Below are 18,603 nucleotides of genomic sequence, written 5' to 3' on the forward strand. Positions count from 1 at the left end.
ATACAATAATGAGATATATTTATATATTATTTTTTATATGTTTATTTACGTCATGTAATTTTAATTTAGATTATAACAATAAATTATATGATTTATTATCATCTCCAAATTTAAATTTATATCCAAATTTTTTTTTAAAAAATGCAGAGGTTTTATACAAACAAAAAAAATATTATGAAGCTATAAAATTATATAATTTAATTTTAAATAAATTTGATAATTTAAAATTAAATATTAAAAATAATATTAAATATAAAATAGCTATGAGTTATTTTTTTCTAAAAAAATATAATATAGCAATATTACATTTTATTGATTTAAATAAATCTGAAAAAGATTTAAATAAAGCTGAAAAAGCTTTATATTTATCAGGATATTGTTATTATTTATTATCACCTGATTATTATTTAGATCAAAAAATAACATATAAAGCTATTGAAATATTTGAATTTTTTAAATTAAAATATCCTAATAGTAAGTATATAAATATAGTTAATTACTTATTAAATAATTTAAATAAAAAAATTGAAATAAAAAATTTTAAAATAGCAATTTATTTTTATAAAGTAAATCGTTATCAAGAAGCTATAATTTTTTTAAAAAATTTTATTAAAGATTTTCCTTATTCTTCTTTAAAAGAAGAAGCTTTTTTTTATATGATTATATCTCAATTTAAATTGTATAGTAATAGTACAAATAAAATAATTAAGAAAAAACTATTAGAAGAAGCTAATATTATGTATAATAAATTTATACAAGATTTTCCAAAATCTATTTATATAGAAAAAGCAAAAAAAATATATAAAAATGAAAATTTATGAAAAAAATGCTCCTATTACAACTGTAACGATTGATAGATATCAATTAGAAAAATGTGGAGAAAATATTTTTTTTATAATAAATATTTTAAATAAAAGAGCTGATCAAATTAATTATCTTCTAAAGACAGAGTTAGACAAAAAATTGGAAAAATTTAATATTGAAAATTTATATGAAAATAAAGAAATAATTGAAATTTCAAAGTTTTTTGAAAAACTACCTAAACCTACTTCTATTGCAATACAAGAATTTTTAGATGGAGAATTATTAATAAATAATATGTGACCCGGCTGGGATTCGAACCCAGGACCCTTACATTAAAAGTGTAATGCTCTACCAACTGAGCTACCAGGTCTTGAACTAAATATACTAAGATTTCAAATAAAAATAAATTTATGTTTTGTAATAAACAAAAATTAATTAGTTTTTTTTTAAAAAAAAAATTTTAGTAGCAGTTAGTGGAGGCGTAGATAGTATGGTTCTTTTACACGTATTATGCAATTTAGGTGTAACGTTAAAAGTAGCTCATTGTAATTTTAAACTTAGAGGAAAAGAGTCAGATCAAGATGAGATGTTTGTCCGTAGTGTTTGTTTAAAAAAACATATTGATTTTTATAGTAAATCATTTGATACTAATAAATATTCTATAGACAATAAACTATCTATTCAAATGTCTGCTCGTAAACTTAGGTATGATTGGTTTGAAGAATTACTTTTAATGTTAAAATATAATTATGTAGCTATAGGACATCATTTAAATGATTCTATAGAAACATTTTTTATTAATCTTATTAGAGGAACAGGAAAAAAAGGTTTATTAGGTATTTCAGAAATTAATGGCCAAATTATTCGTCCCCTTTTATCTTTTACTAAAGAAGATATTATTATATATGCAAAAGAAAACAAAATAGAATGGCGTGATGATAGTAGTAATAAAAATATAAAATATTTACGTAATAATATTCGTATACATATAGAACCTTTGATAAAAAAAATTCCTAATTTTTATAATGGATTTAGGAAAACTATTCAGAATTTATCATATGAATACTTTTTTTTAGAAAACCAATTACAAATTGTAACTAAAAATATTACTATAAAAAAATCTATTAATCCATTTATTTGGAAAATAAATATAAAAATATTAAGATCATTAGATCCAATGATTATTAATTTATTGTTTTTACCTTATGGTTTTAAAAATACAATAGATTTAATACAACTTTTAAATACACAATCAGGAAAACAATTGTTTTCAAAACATTATCGTTTAATTAAAGATAGAAATTGTATTATATTAACAGATAGATTAACAGATATAAATAAAAAAGTTTATAAGATATTTAATTTATCTACTATTAATGATCCTATTTATATGTACTTTTTAAGTTCTGTTAAAATTGAAGAATTTGCTAACGCGTCAGTAGATTTAGATATGCTTAAGTTTCCTCTTAAATTAAGAATTTGGAAAAAAGGTGATTATTTTTACCCATTAGGAATGCATAACAAAAAAAAAATAAGTAAATATTTAAAAGATGAAAAATTATCTATTTTGGAAAAAGAAAAAATTTTTTTATTGGTTAATTCAACAGAAGATATTATTTGGGTTTTAGGTAAACGTTTAGATGATAGATTTAAAGTTACTAATAATACAAAAAATGTATTAAATATTTTTATAAAATAAATGTACATTTGCATATATAAATAATAAAATTTATGAATCTTTGTAATTTTTATAATATAAAATCAAATATTCCTTCATATGTAAAAATTATAGCTGTATCTAAAAATCAACCTATTTCTAAAATAAAAGAAATTTATGATGCTGGTCAACGTGATTTTGGTGAAAATTATATTAATGAACTTGTAGAAAAATATAAATATCTTCCTAAGGATATTCGTTGGCATATGATTGGTAGATTACAAAGTAATAAAATTAAATACATTGGTAATTTTGTTTATTTAGTGCATAGTATAGAAAAAATAAAACATATTAAAATACTTAATAAAGAGGCACTAAAACATAATAGAGTTATTCAATGTTTACTTCAAATAAAAATTGCTGAAGAAAAAAAAAAGCTGGTATAACATATTTAGAAGCTATTGAAATATTCAAATCTTATGTTCATTTAAATATGAAAAACGTTAAAATTATAGGGTTAATGGGCATGGCTACTTTTAGTAAAAACAAAGACAAAATTCATGATGAATTTAAATATTTGTATCAAATATTCAATTTTTTTAATAAAAAAAACAATGAATTTAACATTATTTCTATGGGTATGAGTAATGATTATAATATTGCAATAAAATGTGGAAGTAATATGATTCGTATAGGAAATGTTATTTTTGGTGATTAAAAAGATATGAATCCACGTATTGTATTTATAGGTACTACATATTTTGCAGTAAAATCTTTAAAAAAACTAATAGAATCAGACTACTTAATATCATTAGTTGTAACAATTCCAGATAAATTTTATAGAAAAAAATTAATTGAATCAGCTGTAAAAAAATTTGCATTATTATATAGATTACCAATTCTTCAACCCAAAAATCTTAAAGATCCAACGTTTTTGAACAAATTAAAATCATATAAAGCAGATTTACAAATTGTTGTAGATTTTCGTATGTTGCCCCAACAAGTATGGTCTTTACCTATTTTGGGTACTTTTAATCTACATGCGTCATTGCTACCTCAGTATCGCGGTGCTGCACCTATACAATGGGCGATTATTAATGGAGAAACTGAAACTGGATTAACTACTTTTTTTTTAGATGATAAAATTGATACAGGAGATATTCTTTTACAAAGAAAAATTACAATAGGAATAAAAGAAACTGCTGGAAATTTATCTAATCGTATGGCATATATGGGATCTGATCTAGTTATTGATACTTTAAAAGGACTTGTAAATAAAAATATAAAAGCGATACCTCAAAAGAAAGAGTATAATTTAAAAATGGCTCCAAAAATATATAAAAAAGATTGTCGTATTGATTGGAATCTTTCTATAGATTTTATTTTTAATAAAATACGTGGTTTGAGTCCTTATCCTACTGCTTGGACTATATTATATTTAGATGAATATCCTTTACAATTTAAAATTTATAGTGCTGATATTATAAAACAAATACATAATAAATATATTAAAGAAATAATTATAACTAAATCATCGCTAAATATAGCTGTTAAAAATGGGTTTATTATGATTCTAGAAGGACAAATAGAAGGTCGTAAAAAAATGTGTGCAATAGATCTTATAAATGGATTAAAAAATAAAAAAAAATTATTTATTGAATAATTTTATTAAAAATATTATTTTATATACGTTAAATATTTTTTTAATTTAAATAATTATGAACAAAACTGAATTAATAGATATTATTTCTGCAAAAACGGGAACAACAAAAGTTATTACTAAAAATATTATTGAAGCATTTATTTCTAGTGTTAAAGATAGCTTATGCAATGGAGAACGAATAAGTTTAGTTGGATTTATTACACTTTTTGTTGGAGAACGAAATGCAAGAACTGCTATAAATCCTAGAACCAAAGTTAAAATTTTTATTCCTAAAAAGAAAGTTGTTAAAGTTAAAATAGGAACTGAATTAAATAATATGATAAATAAATAAGTTATTATAGTTTGTCTGAATTATAAGCTATTTTAATAGCATCAATCATTTCTTTAATATTACCATTCATAAATGATTCTAAATTATATATGGATTTGTTTATTCTATGATCAGTAACTCTATCTTGAATATAATTGTAAGTACGTATCTTATATGATCTTTCACCTGTATTTATTAAACATTTTCTTTCATTAGATCGTTCTGTTATTTTTTTGTTAAGTTGCATTTGATAAACTCTAGAGTATAATATTGTCATAGCTTTTTCCAAATTTTTATGTTGTGAACGTTGATCCTGACATTCTGCTACTATACCACTAGGTATATGAGTTAAACGCACTGCAGATTCTGTTTTATTTACATGTTGTCCACCTGCTCCACTAGATCTAAAAGTATCTCTTTTTATTTCTGTTGGATTGATTTCAAAATCAATTTTTTTTATTTCAGGTAAAACTACTACAGTAACAGTAGATGTATGTATACGTCCTTTAGATTCAGTTTTAGGAATTCTTTGTACTCTATGGACACCTGATTCAAATTTTAATGTTCCATAAACTCCATTTCCATAGACACCTAAAATAACCTCCTTATATCCTTTTATAGCGGATTTTTGTAAATTAAGTATTTCAATTATCCAACCCATATATTTAAAATACATTGTATACATTCTAAAAATATCTTCTACAAAAATACAAGCTTCATCTCCTCCAGTTCCAGCACGTAATTCCAAAATAACGTTGTTATCATCTTTAGATAATTTAGGCGATAACAAATGTTTAATTTGTTTTTCAATATTAGATAATGCTATTAAAGCATCATTTTTTTCAGATTTAGCTATTTCTTTTATTTCTATATCTTCGTATTTTGACGATAAGATTTTATCAGCTTCATATATAAGTTTTTTTTTATTTTTATAGTTTTGGTAAACTTCCATTATTTTTTCTAATTCTTTATATTTTTTTGCAATAATTATGTATTTTTCTTGATCATATATAGGATTTTTGATTATATCAGATAATTTATAAGATAATTCATTAAATTTTTTTTGAATAGCTTGTAATTTTTCTATTAAAAATGTTTCCATGCAAATCAGAATTATATAATTATATTAATTATATTAAAGAATAATCAAATTTAAAGGGTTTTATTAATTTTAATTAACCTAACTAATGTTTAATATCAATGAATTAAAAGGTAAAAAATTATTTGAATTACAAAAACTTGCTAAGTCATTAAAATTAAAAAATTATACTCAGCTTAGGAAAAATGATCTATTACAAATAATTATAGAAAATATAAAAAAAACAGAATACTCTAAAAAAAATAATAATAATGGTTTTTATAAAAAATATTCAGAATCTTATAATAAACGAAAATTAGAAGGAATTGTCCTTAGTGAAGGAGTATTAGAAATTATGCCTGAAAATAATTACGGTTTTTCCAGATCTTATGATTATAATTATCTTGCATCACCAAATGATGTTTATGTTTCTCAATCTCAAATTAAATTATTTGGTCTTAAAACTGGTGATACAATAAAAGGTGAAGTACGTCCACCTAAAGATGGAGAAAAATATTTACCTTTAATAAGGATTCTAGAAATTAATGGACTTACGCCTTCATCTATTAGAGATAGAGCTTCTTTTGAACATTTAACTCCTTTATTTCCAAATGAAAAATTCAAATTAGCTGAAAAAAATGCTACATTATCAACACGAATAATAGATTTATTCACTCCTATAGGTAAAGGACAACGTGGTATGATCGTAGCTCCTCCAAAAACTGGAAAAACTACATTATTAAAAGAAATAGCTAATGCTATTGCTGCAAATCATCCAGAAGTATATCTAATTATATTACTTATAGATGAACGTCCAGAGGAAGTAACTGATATGCAACGGAGTGTTAAAGCTGAAGTTATTGCTTCAACTTTTGATGAACCAGCTGAAAGACATGTAAAAGTAGTTAATATAGTTTCAGAAAAAGGAAAAAGAATGGTAGAATGTGGTCATGATGTATGTATTTTAGCAGATTCTTTAACTCGTATGTCTCGTGCATTTAATACTGTAGCTCCAGCATCTGGTAAAATTCTTTCAGGAGGTATAGACGCAAATGCTTTGCATAAGCCTAAAAGGTTTTTTGGTGCAGCTAGAAATATAGAAAATGGTGGATCTTTAACTATTATTGCTACTGCTTTGATAGATACTGGATCTAAAATGGATGATGTAATATTTGAAGAATTTAAAGGTACTGGAAATATGGAATTACAATTAGATAGAAGAATATGTAATAGAAGAATTTATCCTGCTATAGATTTAGTTGCTTCTAGTACTAGAAAAGACGATCTTTTGCTTGATGCTAATACATTACAAAGAATGTGGATTTTGCGAAAACATCTTTCTGATATGAATTCTACAGAGGCTATGGAATTTTTAATATCTCGTATTATTAAAACTAATAATAACATAGAATTTTTAAATTCTATGAATAGCTAAGAATGCATTTTTAATTTTATTTGAAATAATTAATAATTTATCCTTTGATAATGATTTTCTTAAAGAAAAATCTAAATCACTTTCTTTATCCATAGGTATTAAATGTACATGCGCATGAGGTATTTTAAATCCCATTACAACTAAACCTATACGTTGACATGATATTGCTTTTTCTATGCTTAAAGCTACCTTTTTTACAAAAATCATTAATTGTGAAAACTCTTTGTCTTCAATTTTAAAGAAATTATTTATTTCTTTTTTAGGAATAACTAAAGTATGTCCAATTTTTATAGGATAAATATCCAAAAATGCTAAATGATTTTTATCTTCAGCTACTTCATAAGCATGAATATTTTTGTTAATTATTTGTGTAAATATTGAAGACATTATTATTTTATTTCTAATATTTCGTAATCTATAATAGTATTATTAGGCAATTTTATATGAGCTATTTCACCAACTTTTTTGCCTAATAATCCTAAAGAAATAGGAGTATTTATAGATATTTTTCCAAATTTAATATCTGCTTCGTATTCAGGCACCAAAGTATATATGTGTTCACTACCATGTTTTATATTTTTTATTTTTACAGTAGATAATATAAAAACTTTATCTTTTTTTAGTTTAGAACTATCTATTATACGGACATTAGATAACTTTTGTTTTAGTTTTTTAATATGTAATTCTAAAATAAATTGTGCTTCTTTTGCAGCATTGTATTCAGCATTTTCTGATAAATCTCCTTTTTCACGTGCTTCAGCTATTTGTGATGATATTCGTCTACGTTCAATATTTTCTAAATGTTCTAACTCTTTACATAATTTGTTTAATCCTTCTTTAGTTAAATAAATCATATAATCATATTTATAAATAAATTAATATATACAATATTTTTTTTTTATATTTATATAAATTTTATAAATTTTTGTAGTTATTTAGTACAGGTATTTATAATAATTTTTTTAGATATGGCAAATAATAAATCATCTATAAAAAGAATACGCAAGAATAAAATTATACGATTGCGTAATAAGTATTATCATAAGTCTACACGTACAGCAATCAAAAAATTTAAAAATGATACTGATAAGTATTCTACTATTGTATCAATGTTAGATAAATTATCTAAAAAAAATATTATACATAGAAATAAAGCTGCTAGATTAAAAAGTAAATTAGCTAAAATGATAAAGGCCCATTCGTCTATTGGTTAGGACATCAGATTTTCATTCTGAAAAGAGGGGTTCGATTCCCCTATGGGCTACGAAATTGATCCATATCATTTTCAAAGAAGCTGAAATTCAATCAGAAGAAAAAATAATTATTCCATGTGTTGGTAGTTTGCTTTAAAAAAAAAGGATAATCTACCTTACTTGTAAATTAAATTTTAAAATATTTATTGTTTTTGTACAGCAGCTATTAAGGTATTTTTTAAAAGCATTGAACGAGTTATTGGACCTATTCCACCTGGAACTGGTGTAAGACAAGAAGCTTTATTATATACACTATCAAAATCGACGTCTCCTAATAGTTTATATCCTTTTGGACTAGTACTATCTTTTACCATACTAATTCCTACATCTATTAATATAGCTGATTTTTTTATCATATTAGATTTTAAAAATTTAGGAACACCTAATGCAGTAATGATAATATCAGCTTGACGAGTATGATATGCTACTTCTTGTGTATAACTATGAGTTAGTGTAACTGTACTATTACCAGGGGATTTTTTCCTAGCCATTAAAATGCTTATTGGCATTCCTACAATTCTACTACGTCCAACAATAACTATATGTTTTCCTTGAGTATTTATTTTGTAATAATTTAGTAATGTCAATATACCCATAGGTGTAGCTGGTATGAAAGTTTTCATTCCAAGAGTCATTTTTCCTATATTTAAAGGATGAAATCCATCAACATCTTTATCAGGATCAATAGCAATTATAATATTTTCTTTATTAATATTTTTAGGTAATGGCAGTTGAATAATTAAACCATCTAATGATGTGTCTATGTTAAAATCTTTAATTATTTTAATTAATTTTTTTTCAGTTATTGTATTAGGTAAGTGTAAAAAAGAAGATTTAAATCCTACACTTTTACAGTCTTTAATCTTATTATTTACATAAGTAATACTAAGATTGTCGTTACCCACTAAAATAGTGGCTAAATGAGGAGTACGTTGTCCTTTTTTTTTCATACATAATACTTTTTTATTGATTTGGTTACGTATTTTTTTTGCTATTATATTTCCATATAAAATTTTTGTCATTATAAAATCATTTTATCCATTTTTATTGTAAGATCAATAAATTCTGCATAAGAAAGTTCTTCAGCTCTTTTTTCTAAAATTTTTAAAATATTTTTATTTATAGGTTTTAAATATAATGGTTTTAATGCATTAAATAACTTTTTTCTTCTTTGATTGAAAGCAGTTTTTACTAATTTAAAAAATAATTCTTCATTACAATTTAAATATTTTGTTTTTCTAATTAATCTAATTACAACAGATTCTACTTTTGGTTTTGGAATAAATACATTTTTTGTTACAGTAAAAAGATATTCTACATTATAAAATGTTTGTACAAGTACTGAAAGAATACCGTATATTTTATTTCCATGTTTAGTGACTATACGTTCAGCTACTTGTTTTTGAAACATACCTATGCATTCTGGTATATATTGTCTATATTTTAATATATGAAATAAAATTTGAGAAGAAATATTATATGGAAAATTTCCAATAATTGCAAAATTATTTAAATTTTTAGGGTTCCATTTTAAAAAATTATCGTGAATAATCCTATTATTTAAATTAGGAAAATTTTTTTTTAAATAAAAAATGTATTCATTATCTATTTCTATTAAATATAAATCATTACATCTTTTTAACAAGTAATTACTAAGTGCTCCTGTACCAGCTCCAACTTCTACTACAGTATTATATCCTATAAATGAAAGACTATTGACAATTTTATTTGCAATATTTTTATCTTTTAAAATATGTTGTCCAAGATATTTTTTAGTTCTTAACATCTTTATTTAATTATATATATTATATAATAAATAATTTTTTATGAAAATCATTAGTTACAATGTAAATGGTATTCGTTCAGCTATAAATAAAGGTTTAGTTAAATGGATTAATATGACTAATCCAGATATACTTTGTATACAAGAAATTAAAGCTTATAAAGATCAGATTAATTTAAATCTATTTGAAGGATATTATCATTATTGGTTTTCAGCAAAAAAAAAAGGTTATAGTGGAGTTGGGATACTATCAAAAAAAAAACTACATAATATAGAATATGGTATTGGTTATATTGACTGTGAAGGAAGAGTAATACGAGCTGATTTAGATCAAATTTCTATTATTAATATATATATTCCATATGGTTCAGAATCACGATTGAAAATTAAAATAAACTTTATGAAATATTTATTAAGATATATTATGGATCTAAAAAAATATAAAAAATTGATAATTTGTGGTGATTATAATATTTGTCATCAAGAAATAGATATATATGATCCAAACGTATCAATTTCGGGTTTTCTTCCTATAGAGAGAGATTGGATTACAAAATTAATTAATTTAGGTTTTATTGATAGTTTCCGTTTTTTTATAAAAGATCCTTATCATTATAGTTGGTGGAGCTATAGAGGTAATGCACGTGCAAAAAATAAAGGTTGGCGTATTGATTATAATATGGTTGACAATACTTTAAAAAATAAAATGAATAAAGCATCAATTTTATACGAAGTACAATACTCTGATCATTGTCCAGTTATGTTAGATATAAATATATAAAATGTCTAGATATACTGTAACTGCTGCTATGTTATATGCAAATGGTCCTATACACATAGGACATTTAGCCGGTGTTTATATTCCTGCTGACATTTTTGTCCGTTATCTTAGACGAAAAAACAAAGATGTTATTTTCATATGTGGTTCTGATGAACATGGAGTGCCTATAATGATAGGAGCTCAAAAAGAAGGTATTAGTCCAAAAAAAATCGTAGATAAATACCATTTTATTATAAAAAATAGTTTCAATGCTTTTGGTATAAGTTTTGACAATTATTCACGTACTACTGATAGTATGCATCATAAAACTGTTACTAATTTTTTTAAGCATCTTTATGAGAAAAAAATTTTTGTTGAAAAAATTTCTAAACAATTTTATGATGATAAAATTGGAAAATTTTTAGCAGATCGTTATATATTAGGTAATTGTCCATATTGTAATAATAAAAAAGCTTATGGAGATCAATGTGAAAAATGTGGAGCTGTTATTAATTCTGAAGATTTAATTAATCCTATATCTGCTTTAAGTGGACATATTCCTATTATGAAAAATACTAAACATTGGTATTTACCTTTAGATAAATATCAGGATTTTTTAGAAAAATGGATTAATAACAAAAAATTTTGGAAACCTAATGTTTATGGTCAAGTAAAATCATGGTTATGCCATGGTTTAAAATCAAGATCTATTACCAGAGATTTAGATTGGGGTGTTCCTGTACCGTTAAATAACGCAAAAGGAAAAGTTTTATATGTGTGGTTTGATGCTCTGATAGGATATATATCTTCAACAATAGAATGGGCAGAACGTGAAGGAAAAGATTGGGTTCCTTATTGGAAAAATGATAATACTACTCTTATACATTTTATTGGTAAAGATAATATAGTATTTCACTGTATCGTTTTTCCAGTAATGTTAAAAGCACATTGTGAATATATTCTTCCCGAAAATGTAATTGCAAATGAGTTTCTCAATTTAGAAAATAAAAAAATATCAACGTCTAGAAATTGGGCTGTGTGGCTACACGAATATTTGAAAGATTTTCCAAATCAACAAGATTCATTACGTTATATTCTTACTATTAATATGCCTGAAACTAAGGATAATAATTTTAATTGGAAAGAGTTTCAAATACGTATTAATTCAGAATTAGTATCTGTATGGGGTAATTTTGTTTACCGTATTATGGTAATAACTTGGAAGTATTGTGAAGGAAAAGTCCCCCAACCACAATCTATTTCTGAGTACGATTGTAAAATATTAGAATTAATAAAAACCTATCCATATAAAATAGGTTATATGATAGAACATTATCGTTTTAGAGATGCTTTAATTAATTTTATGACTTTAGTTAGATTAGGTAATAGATATTTAACAAATAGAGAACCTTGGAAAATTTCTGATTTTCATCAAAAAAATATTATATATACTGCTTTACAAATATTAGGAATGCTAAGTCAATTAGCTGAACCTTTTTTTCCTAATACTACAAAAATATTGTTATATGCATTACATTTGAAACTTTATTCATGGAATGATTTAGAAAAAATAGAAATTTTACCTCCTGAACATCAACTTGGAAAACCTATTTTATTATTTAAACTAATAGAAGATTCCGACATAGAAAAACAACTTTATAAGTTAAATAAAAAAAAAATATAAAAGGTATGGGCAGCGACTTACTCTCCCATAAATAATTTACAGTACCATCAGCGCTAATGAGCTTAACTTCTCTGTTCGGAATGGAAAGAGGTGATCCTCATTGCTTAACCACCCAATCCCTTTTATTTTATAATTTTATATTGACATATTAAAGTAAATAAAACTAAATAATAATTAGCAGAAGTTTACGGGTAATTAGTACTACTAAGCTATGACATTACTGCCTTTACACTTATAGCCTATCAACGTTGTAATCTTCAACGACCCTTAAAAGAAGCCTAATCTTGTGGTTGGTTTCGCACTTAATATGCTTTCAGTGCTTATCTCTTCCGAACGTAGCTACTCAGCAATGCACCTGGCGATACAACTGATATACCATAGGTTCGTCCAACTCGGTCCTCTCGTACTAGAGTTAGCTCCACTCAAGCTTCTAACGCTCGCAATAGATAGGGACCGAACTGTCTCACGACGTTCTAAACCCAGCTCGCGTACCACTTTAAATGGCGAACAGCCATACCCTTGGGACCTACTTCAGCCCCAGGATGTGATGAGCCGACATCGAGGTGCCAAACACCGCCGTCGATATGAACTCTTGGGCGGTATCAGCCTGTTATCCCCGGAGTACCTTTTATCCGTTGAGCGATGGCCCTTCCATACAGAACCACCGGATCACTAAGACCTACTTTCGTACCTGCTCGACTTGTCGGTCTCGCAGTCAAGCACCCTTATGCCATTGCACTCAACACACGCTTACCAAACGTGATGAGGGTACCTTTGGAAGCCTCCGTTACTTTTTAGGAGGCGACCACCCCAGTCAAACTACCCACCACGCATTGTCCTTGTTACCAAGTTAGATTCTAAATAAATAAAGGGTGGTATTTCAAGGACGACTCCACATTACCTGACGATAATGCTTCAAAGTCTTCCACCTATCCTACACATTATTTACCCAAAATCAATACGAAGTTATAGTAAAGGTTCACAGGGTCTTTTCGTCCCATTGCGAGTAACCGGTATCTTCACCGATACTACAATTTCACCGAGCTCACGGCTGAGACAGTATCCAGATCGTTACACCATTCGTGCAGGTCGGAACTTACCCGACAAGGAATTTCGCTACCTTAGGACCGTTATAGTTACGGCCGCCGTTTACTGGGGCTTCAGTTAGGAGCTTTGCCTAAGCTAACCCCCTTCTTTAACCTTCCAGCACCGGGCAGGTGTCAGACCCTATACATCATCTTTTGATTTAGCAGAGTCCTGTGTTTTTGATAAACAGTCGTCTGGATCTCTTCGCTGCGGCCTACCTAATGGTAGGCGACTTTTATTCCGAAGTTACAAGTCTATTTTGCCTAGTTCCTTAGCCGTGAATCACTCGAGCACCTTAGGATACTCTCCTTGACTACCTGTGTCGGTTTTGGTACGGGTTGCTTCTATTTAAGCTTAGAGGTTTTTCTTGGAAGTCATTACCTGGACTATCCATATACATATGTATATGGTACTATCGTAGTTGAGCAAATTATACGTATTTGACTATATAATTTATACCTAGCTACTTCAACGTGCACTTCCATCCGCACGCGCCAGTATCACTACTCCGTCACCCCATCGCAATAAAAGCAAGTAGCGGAATATTAACCGCTTATCCATCGGTTACACCTTTCGGTTTTACCTTAGGCCCCGACTAACCCTCAGTTGATTAACATAGCTGAGGAATCCTTAGTCTTTCGGTGTGCAGGTTTCTCGCCTGCATTATCGTTACTTATACCTACATTTTCTTTTGTAAAAACTCCACTAAATTTCTCAATTTAGCTTCAACGTTATTACAATGCTCCCCTACCGATCTTACGATCCCATAGCTTCGGCGATATACTTATGCCCGATTATTATCCGCGCTAAATCGCTAAACTAGTGAGCTGTTACGCACTCTTTAAATGAATAGCTGCTTCCAAGCTAACATCCTAGCTGTCAATGCAATATAACTTCGTTTAATTCAACTTAGTATATACTTAGGGGCCTTAGCTGTTGGTCTGGGTTCTTTCCCTCTCGGACATGGACCTTAGCACCCATGCCCTCACTACCATGAAACATATTATAGCATTCGGAGTTTGTCAAGAATTAGTAGGCGATGAAGCCCCTTCATCTAATCAGTTGCTCTACCTCTATAATATTTAACATGATGCTGCACCTCAATGCATTTCGGGGAGTACGAGCTATCTCCGAGTTTGATTGGCCTTTCACCCCTACCCACAGGTCATCCGAAAACTTTTCAACGTTTACCAGTTCGGTCCTCCACTATGTGTTACCATAGCTTCAACCTGCCCATGGGTAGATCACTCGGTTTCGCGTCTAATTCTACCGACTAAAACGCTTTATTAAAACTCGCTTTCGCTTCGGCTACACAGCTTAACTGTTTAACCTTGCCGGTAAAATTAACTCGTAGGTTCATTATGCAAAAGGCACGTCGTCACCCCACTAAAGGGCTCCGACCGCTTGTAAGCACATGGTTTCAGGATCTATTTCACTCTTCTATTCGAAGTTCTTTTCACCTTTCCCTCACGGTACTAGTTCACTATCGGTCTCTGAGTAGTATTTAGTCTTACCAGATGGTCCCGGTAAATTCAGACAGGATTTCACGTGTCCCGCCTTACTTAAGAGTACTACTAGGTATTAATTATATTTTGTCTACAGGATTATCACCTTCTATGATTGATTTTTCCAAATCATTCTACTATATAATTAATATCCATAATATTGTAGTTCTTATAACCCTACTATGGTTTTTAACCCATAGTAGTTTAGACTTTTCCATTTTCGCTCGCCACTACTAACGGAATCACTATTGTTTTCTTTTCCTCTAGGTACTAAGATGTTTCAGTTCCCTAGGTTAACTCCATTTTTGATGGTGTCATATCTTCAATATGACAGGTTTCCCCATTCGGAAATCTACGGATTAATTCGTATTTGCCGATACCCGTAGCTTATCGCAGCTTATCACGTCCTTCATCGTCTCTCAGAGCCAAGGCATCCACCATGTGCCCTTAATTACTTCATACTATATTTTCAAAAAAAAATCAATGAAAATTTTGGTTACTTACTTATTTAATTTTATTTACTATATATGTCAAAGAACTTATAGTGGAGAATATCGGATTTGAACCGATGACCTCCTGATTGCAAAACAGGCGCTCTAACCAACTGAGCTAATTCCCCTTTTTTATTTTTACGTAGTCTCGCGCGGATTTGAACCGCGGACCTCTACATTATCAGTGTAGCGCTCTAACCAACTGAGCTACGAGACTCTCTAAAAAAAAAGAGGAGTCTGTATATAAATTAAAACTATGAAAAAAATCCTTTTGAAAAAGATTTTTTCTCGAAAGAATGAGATATTCCAGCCGCACCTTCCGGTACGGCTACCTTGTTACGACTTAGCCCCAGTCATTGATCTTACTCTAAGCAGTTCCTTTTACGGTTACCGATTTTAAGTATTATCAACTTCCATGGCTTGACGGGCGGTGTGTACAAGGCCCGGGAACGTATTCACCGCGCCATTGCTGATGCGCGATTACTAGCGATTCCAGCTTCATAGAGTCGAGTTGCAGACTCCAATCCGAACTTAGATCGGTTTTCGAGATTTACTCCTAGTTACCTAGTGGTTGCCCTTTGTACCGACCATTGTAGCACGTGTGTAGCCCAAGATATAAGGGCCGTGATGATTTGACGTCATCCTCACCTTCCTCACGACTTTCGTCGGCAGTCTTGTTAAAGTCCCCGACATTACTCGATGGCAATTAACAACAAGGGTTGCGCTCGTTTAAGGACTTAACCTAACACCTCACGGCACGAGCTGACGACAACCATGCAGCACCTTGTACTCCGTCCGAAGAACTAAATTGTTTCCAATTTATTCGTAGTACATTTAAATCTTGGTAAGGTTCCTCGCGTATCATCGAATTAAACCACATGCTCCACCGCTTGTGCGGGCCCCCGTCAATTCCTTTGAGTTTCAATCTTGCGATCGTACTCCCCAGGTGGATCACTTATCACTTTCGCTTAGCCACTGAAAAATATATTATCCAATAGCTAGTCGACATCGTTTACGGCGTGGACTACCAGGATATCTAATCCTGTTTGCTCCCCACGCTTTCGTACCTCAGCGTCAGTATATAATTAGTAACCTGCCTTCGCGATTGGTGTTCTGTGTGATATCTAAGCATTTCACCGCTACACCACACATTCCAGTTACTCCATTATAACTCTAGTTTAATAGTATCAATAGCCCTTTTAACAGTTAAGCTGTAAGATTTCACTACTGACTTAATAAACCGCCTACGCACCCTTTAAACCCAATAAATCCGGATAACGCTTGTATCCTCCGTATTACCGCGGCTGCTGGCACAGAGTTAGCCGATACTTATTCTCACAGTACCTTCAATTTTCTATACATAGAAAGTTTTATTCCTGTGTAAAAGCAGTTTACAACCTATATGGCCTTCATCCTGCACGCGGCGTGACTGGTTCAGAGTTTCCTCCATTGACCAATATTCCTCACTGCTGCCTCCCGTAGGAGTCTGGTCCGTGTCTCAGTACCAGTGTGGGGGATCACCCTCTCAGGCCCCCTACTGATCATTGTCTTGGTAAGCCATTACCTTACCAACTAACTAATCAGACGCACGCTCATCTTTTGCTGCAAAATTACTAAGCTTTAATAATTATGTTATGCAACATTATTATATTATAGAACATTAATCTAAGTTTCCTTAGGCTATTTTCTTGCAAAAGGTAGATTACGTACGTGTTACTCACCCGTTCGCCGGTCGCCATCAAATAAATAAATTTATTTATGTTGCCCCTCGACTTGCATGTGTTAAGTCCGCCGCTAGCGTTCATCCTGAGCTAGGATCAAACTCTTCGTTGTATTTTTAATAAATATTTATGATCCTTTTCAAAGGAATTTTTTTCAAAGTTTTAAAGAACAATTTTTTTAATAAAAAAAAAATAAAAATTATTTTTATATAAATTTTTATTTTTTTTTTATATTGTATATAAATATACAAATTTTTTTTTAAAAATCAATAATAATAATTTTTTTTTTAATGAAAACTTCAGATTTTAATTTTGAAATTCCTAAAGAATTAATTGTAGATAAACCTACTGAAGAACGTGATGAATCACGTTTAATGGTTATACACAAAGATACAAGAAAAATTGAACATAAATATTTTAAAAATATAATTGATTATTTTAATGAAGGTGATGTAATTATTCTTAATAATACTAAAGTATTTCCTGCTAGATTATATGGTATAAAAGAAAAAACAGAAGCTAAAATAGAAGTTTTTTTACTTAGAGAATTAGATAAAAAAAAAAGAATATGGGATATTTTAGTTGATCCAGCTAGAAAAGTACGTATAGGAAATAAAATACATTTTTCAAAAAAATTTGATAATAATGATATTAAATTAATTATTGAAATTATTGATAATACTACTTCACGAGGAAGAATTGGACGGTTTAATTCTGATATTCCATATGATGAATTTATTAATAAAATAAAAAATATAGGAGAAACTCCTTTACCAAAATATATAAAACGTAATCCTGATAAAAATGATATAGAAAGATATCAAACTATTTATGCAAAAATAGAAGGTTCTGTATCTACTCCATCTGCTGGTTTACATTTTTCTAAAAATTTATTAAAAAAATTAGAAATAAAAGGTATTAAAATATGTGAAATAACATTACATATAGGTTTAGGTAATTTAATTTTAATTGAAGTTGAAGATATATCTAAACATAGAATGGAGACTGAACAATTTTTTATTTCTAAAAAAACTTGTGATATTATAAATAATGCAATTATAAATAATAAACGTATTTGTGCTGTTGGTTCATCTTCAATAAGAGCTATCGAAAGTTCTTGTAATATACTACCCAAATCTTTAAAACCTATTAATGGTTGGACTAGTAAATTTATTTTTCCTAATTATGATTTTAAAATTGTTAATTCTATGATTACTAATTTTCATATGCCAAAATCTACATTATTAATGTTGGTAGTAGCTTTTGCAGATTATAATTTAATTATGGAAGCTTATAATTTAGCTATTAAAGAAAATTATAGATTTTTTTCATATGGAGATGCAATGCTTATTTTATAATAAAATATTTTGTAG

Annotated in this window: 15 protein-coding genes, 4 tRNA genes, 3 rRNA genes and 1 pseudogene; 12 read left to right on the forward strand and 11 right to left on the reverse strand. The window is 28.3% G+C overall.

Annotated features, from left to right (window positions below):
- The first annotated feature begins 8 nt into the window (after positions 1–8).
- Positions 9–821, forward strand: coding sequence for a tetratricopeptide repeat protein (locus NHG04_00250; protein ID WGH27424.1), 813 nt, complete (start codon positions 9–11; stop codon positions 819–821).
- A complete protein-coding gene (locus tag NHG04_00255; protein WGH27425.1) occupies positions 808–1,104 on the forward strand; it encodes a hypothetical protein in 297 nt (98 codons plus the stop codon). The genes NHG04_00250 and NHG04_00255 overlap by 14 nt, the downstream gene beginning before the upstream one ends.
- On the opposite strand, the gene NHG04_00260 is transcribed toward NHG04_00255, so the two are convergent.
- Positions 1,102–1,174 (reverse strand) — tRNA-Lys (locus NHG04_00260). The two genes, NHG04_00255 and NHG04_00260, sit on opposite strands and share 3 nt — an antisense overlap.
- A 120-nt stretch (positions 1,175–1,294) precedes the next feature.
- Between NHG04_00260 and tilS the strand changes: the two genes are divergently transcribed.
- The 4 genes and pseudogenes from tilS to NHG04_00280 all read left to right on the forward strand — a co-directional run bounded on the left by tilS (position 1,295) and on the right by NHG04_00280 (position 4,455).
- Complete coding sequence (gene tilS, locus NHG04_00265; protein ID WGH27426.1) at positions 1,295–2,503, forward strand: tRNA lysidine(34) synthetase TilS; 1,209 nt, start codon at positions 1,295–1,297, stop codon at positions 2,501–2,503.
- A gap of 32 nt (positions 2,504–2,535) precedes the next feature.
- Positions 2,536–3,179 (forward strand): annotated as a pseudogene (locus NHG04_00270) (YggS family pyridoxal phosphate-dependent enzyme).
- Positions 3,180–3,185: 6 nt separating this feature from the next.
- Positions 3,186–4,124, forward strand: a complete 939-nt coding sequence (gene fmt, locus NHG04_00275) for a methionyl-tRNA formyltransferase (protein WGH27427.1) — start codon at positions 3,186–3,188, stop codon at positions 4,122–4,124.
- 55 nt (positions 4,125–4,179) lie between these two features.
- Entirely contained in the window at positions 4,180–4,455 is a 276-nt protein-coding gene (locus NHG04_00280) for an HU family DNA-binding protein (GenBank protein WGH27428.1), read from the forward strand.
- Positions 4,456–4,459: 4 nt separating this feature from the next.
- Here NHG04_00280 and prfA read toward each other — a convergent pair whose 3' ends face one another.
- A complete protein-coding gene (gene prfA / locus NHG04_00285; GenBank protein WGH27429.1) occupies positions 4,460–5,536 on the reverse strand; it encodes a peptide chain release factor 1 in 1,077 nt (358 codons plus the stop codon).
- 85 nt (positions 5,537–5,621) lie between these two features.
- Here prfA and rho point away from each other — a divergent pair, with 85 nt between their 5' ends.
- Positions 5,622–6,947: a transcription termination factor Rho gene (gene rho, locus NHG04_00290; GenBank protein WGH27430.1), complete on the forward strand. Its 1,326-nt coding sequence runs from the start codon at positions 5,622–5,624 to the stop codon at positions 6,945–6,947.
- On the opposite strand, the gene NHG04_00295 is transcribed toward rho, so the two are convergent.
- Positions 6,927–7,334 carry an HIT family protein gene (locus NHG04_00295; protein WGH27431.1) on the reverse strand — a complete coding sequence of 136 codons (408 nt, stop codon included), beginning with the start codon at positions 7,332–7,334 and terminating at the stop codon, positions 6,927–6,929. The genes rho and NHG04_00295 overlap by 21 nt on opposite strands.
- Positions 7,335–7,336: 2 nt before the next feature.
- Entirely contained in the window at positions 7,337–7,801 is a 465-nt protein-coding gene (gene greA / locus NHG04_00300) for a transcription elongation factor GreA (protein WGH27432.1), read from the reverse strand.
- Positions 7,802–7,915: 114 nt separating this feature from the next.
- On the opposite strand from greA, the gene rpsT reads away from it, so the two are divergent.
- Both rpsT and NHG04_00310 read left to right on the forward strand, forming a co-directional pair.
- Complete coding sequence (gene rpsT, locus NHG04_00305) at positions 7,916–8,161, forward strand: 30S ribosomal protein S20 (GenBank protein WGH27433.1); 246 nt, start codon at positions 7,916–7,918, stop codon at positions 8,159–8,161.
- Positions 8,140–8,211, forward strand: a tRNA-Glu gene (locus tag NHG04_00310). Before rpsT ends, NHG04_00310 begins: the two co-directional genes overlap by 22 nt.
- A 132-nt stretch (positions 8,212–8,343) precedes the next feature.
- Here NHG04_00310 and NHG04_00315 read toward each other — a convergent pair.
- Positions 8,344–9,222 (reverse strand): bifunctional 5,10-methylenetetrahydrofolate dehydrogenase/5,10-methenyltetrahydrofolate cyclohydrolase, encoded by an 879-nt coding sequence (locus NHG04_00315; GenBank protein ID WGH27434.1) that lies wholly within the window; start codon positions 9,220–9,222, stop codon positions 8,344–8,346.
- On the reverse strand, positions 9,222–9,986 hold the full coding sequence (gene rsmA, locus NHG04_00320) for a 16S rRNA (adenine(1518)-N(6)/adenine(1519)-N(6))-dimethyltransferase RsmA (protein WGH27435.1): 765 nt from the start codon (positions 9,984–9,986) through the stop codon (positions 9,222–9,224). The genes NHG04_00315 and rsmA overlap by 1 nt, the downstream gene beginning before the upstream one ends.
- Positions 9,987–10,026: 40 nt before the next feature.
- Between rsmA and NHG04_00325 the strand changes: the two genes are divergently transcribed.
- Positions 10,027–10,764, forward strand: coding sequence for an exodeoxyribonuclease III (locus tag NHG04_00325; GenBank protein WGH27436.1), 738 nt, complete (start codon positions 10,027–10,029; stop codon positions 10,762–10,764).
- 1 nt (position 10,765) lies between these two features.
- On the forward strand, positions 10,766–12,427 hold the full coding sequence (metG, locus tag NHG04_00330) for a methionine--tRNA ligase (protein ID WGH27437.1): 1,662 nt from the start codon (positions 10,766–10,768) through the stop codon (positions 12,425–12,427).
- 4 nt (positions 12,428–12,431) lie between these two features.
- On the opposite strand, the gene rrf is transcribed toward metG, so the two are convergent.
- The 5 genes from rrf to NHG04_00355 form a co-directional block, all read right to left on the reverse strand.
- A 5S ribosomal RNA gene (gene rrf / locus NHG04_00335) occupies positions 12,432–12,543 on the reverse strand.
- A gap of 59 nt (positions 12,544–12,602) precedes the next feature.
- Positions 12,603–15,480: ribosomal RNA gene (locus NHG04_00340) — 23S ribosomal RNA — on the reverse strand.
- A gap of 83 nt (positions 15,481–15,563) precedes the next feature.
- Positions 15,564–15,637, reverse strand: a tRNA-Ala gene (locus NHG04_00345).
- A 15-nt stretch (positions 15,638–15,652) separates the two neighbouring features.
- A tRNA-Ile gene (locus tag NHG04_00350) sits at positions 15,653–15,726 on the reverse strand.
- Between the two features lie 77 nt (positions 15,727–15,803).
- Positions 15,804–17,342, reverse strand: a 16S ribosomal RNA gene (locus NHG04_00355).
- Together the 16S, 23S and 5S rRNA genes with 2 tRNA genes alongside form the textbook arrangement of a ribosomal RNA operon.
- Before the next feature lie 178 nt (positions 17,343–17,520).
- Between NHG04_00355 and queA the strand changes: the two genes are divergently transcribed.
- Positions 17,521–18,588 carry a tRNA preQ1(34) S-adenosylmethionine ribosyltransferase-isomerase QueA gene (gene queA / locus NHG04_00360; protein WGH27438.1) on the forward strand — a complete coding sequence of 356 codons (1,068 nt, stop codon included), beginning with the start codon at positions 17,521–17,523 and terminating at the stop codon, positions 18,586–18,588.
- The last annotated feature ends 15 nt before the right edge of the window (positions 18,589–18,603 follow it).

It is taken from the genome of Candidatus Bostrichicola ureolyticus (genome assembly GCA_029851125.1).
Classification (GTDB): Bacteria; Bacteroidota; Bacteroidia; order Flavobacteriales; family Blattabacteriaceae; genus Bostrichidicola; species Bostrichidicola ureolyticus.

What these genes read in the sequence shown, in the direction of transcription:
- NHG04_00250 (WGH27424.1), top strand. Translation starts at nt 9, where the DNA reads ATGAGATATATTTATATATTATTTTTTATATGTTTATTTACGTCATGT.
- NHG04_00255 (WGH27425.1), top strand. Translation starts at nt 808, where the DNA reads ATGAAAATTTATGAAAAAAATGCTCCTATTACAACTGTAACGATTGAT.
- tilS (WGH27426.1), top strand. Translation starts at nt 1,295, where the DNA reads ATGGTTCTTTTACACGTATTATGCAATTTAGGTGTAACGTTAAAAGTA.
- fmt (WGH27427.1), top strand. Translation starts at nt 3,186, where the DNA reads ATGAATCCACGTATTGTATTTATAGGTACTACATATTTTGCAGTAAAA.
- NHG04_00280 (WGH27428.1), top strand. Translation starts at nt 4,180, where the DNA reads ATGAACAAAACTGAATTAATAGATATTATTTCTGCAAAAACGGGAACA.
- prfA (WGH27429.1), bottom strand. Translation starts at nt 5,536, where the DNA reads ATGGAAACATTTTTAATAGAAAAATTACAAGCTATTCAAAAAAAATTT.
- rho (WGH27430.1), top strand. Translation starts at nt 5,622, where the DNA reads ATGTTTAATATCAATGAATTAAAAGGTAAAAAATTATTTGAATTACAA.
- NHG04_00295 (WGH27431.1), bottom strand. Translation starts at nt 7,334, where the DNA reads ATGTCTTCAATATTTACACAAATAATTAACAAAAATATTCATGCTTAT.
- greA (WGH27432.1), bottom strand. Translation starts at nt 7,801, where the DNA reads ATGATTTATTTAACTAAAGAAGGATTAAACAAATTATGTAAAGAGTTA.
- rpsT (WGH27433.1), top strand. Translation starts at nt 7,916, where the DNA reads ATGGCAAATAATAAATCATCTATAAAAAGAATACGCAAGAATAAAATT.
- NHG04_00315 (WGH27434.1), bottom strand. Translation starts at nt 9,222, where the DNA reads ATGACAAAAATTTTATATGGAAATATAATAGCAAAAAAAATACGTAAC.
- rsmA (WGH27435.1), bottom strand. Translation starts at nt 9,986, where the DNA reads ATGTTAAGAACTAAAAAATATCTTGGACAACATATTTTAAAAGATAAA.
- NHG04_00325 (WGH27436.1), top strand. Translation starts at nt 10,027, where the DNA reads ATGAAAATCATTAGTTACAATGTAAATGGTATTCGTTCAGCTATAAAT.
- metG (WGH27437.1), top strand. Translation starts at nt 10,766, where the DNA reads ATGTCTAGATATACTGTAACTGCTGCTATGTTATATGCAAATGGTCCT.
- queA (WGH27438.1), top strand. Translation starts at nt 17,521, where the DNA reads ATGAAAACTTCAGATTTTAATTTTGAAATTCCTAAAGAATTAATTGTA.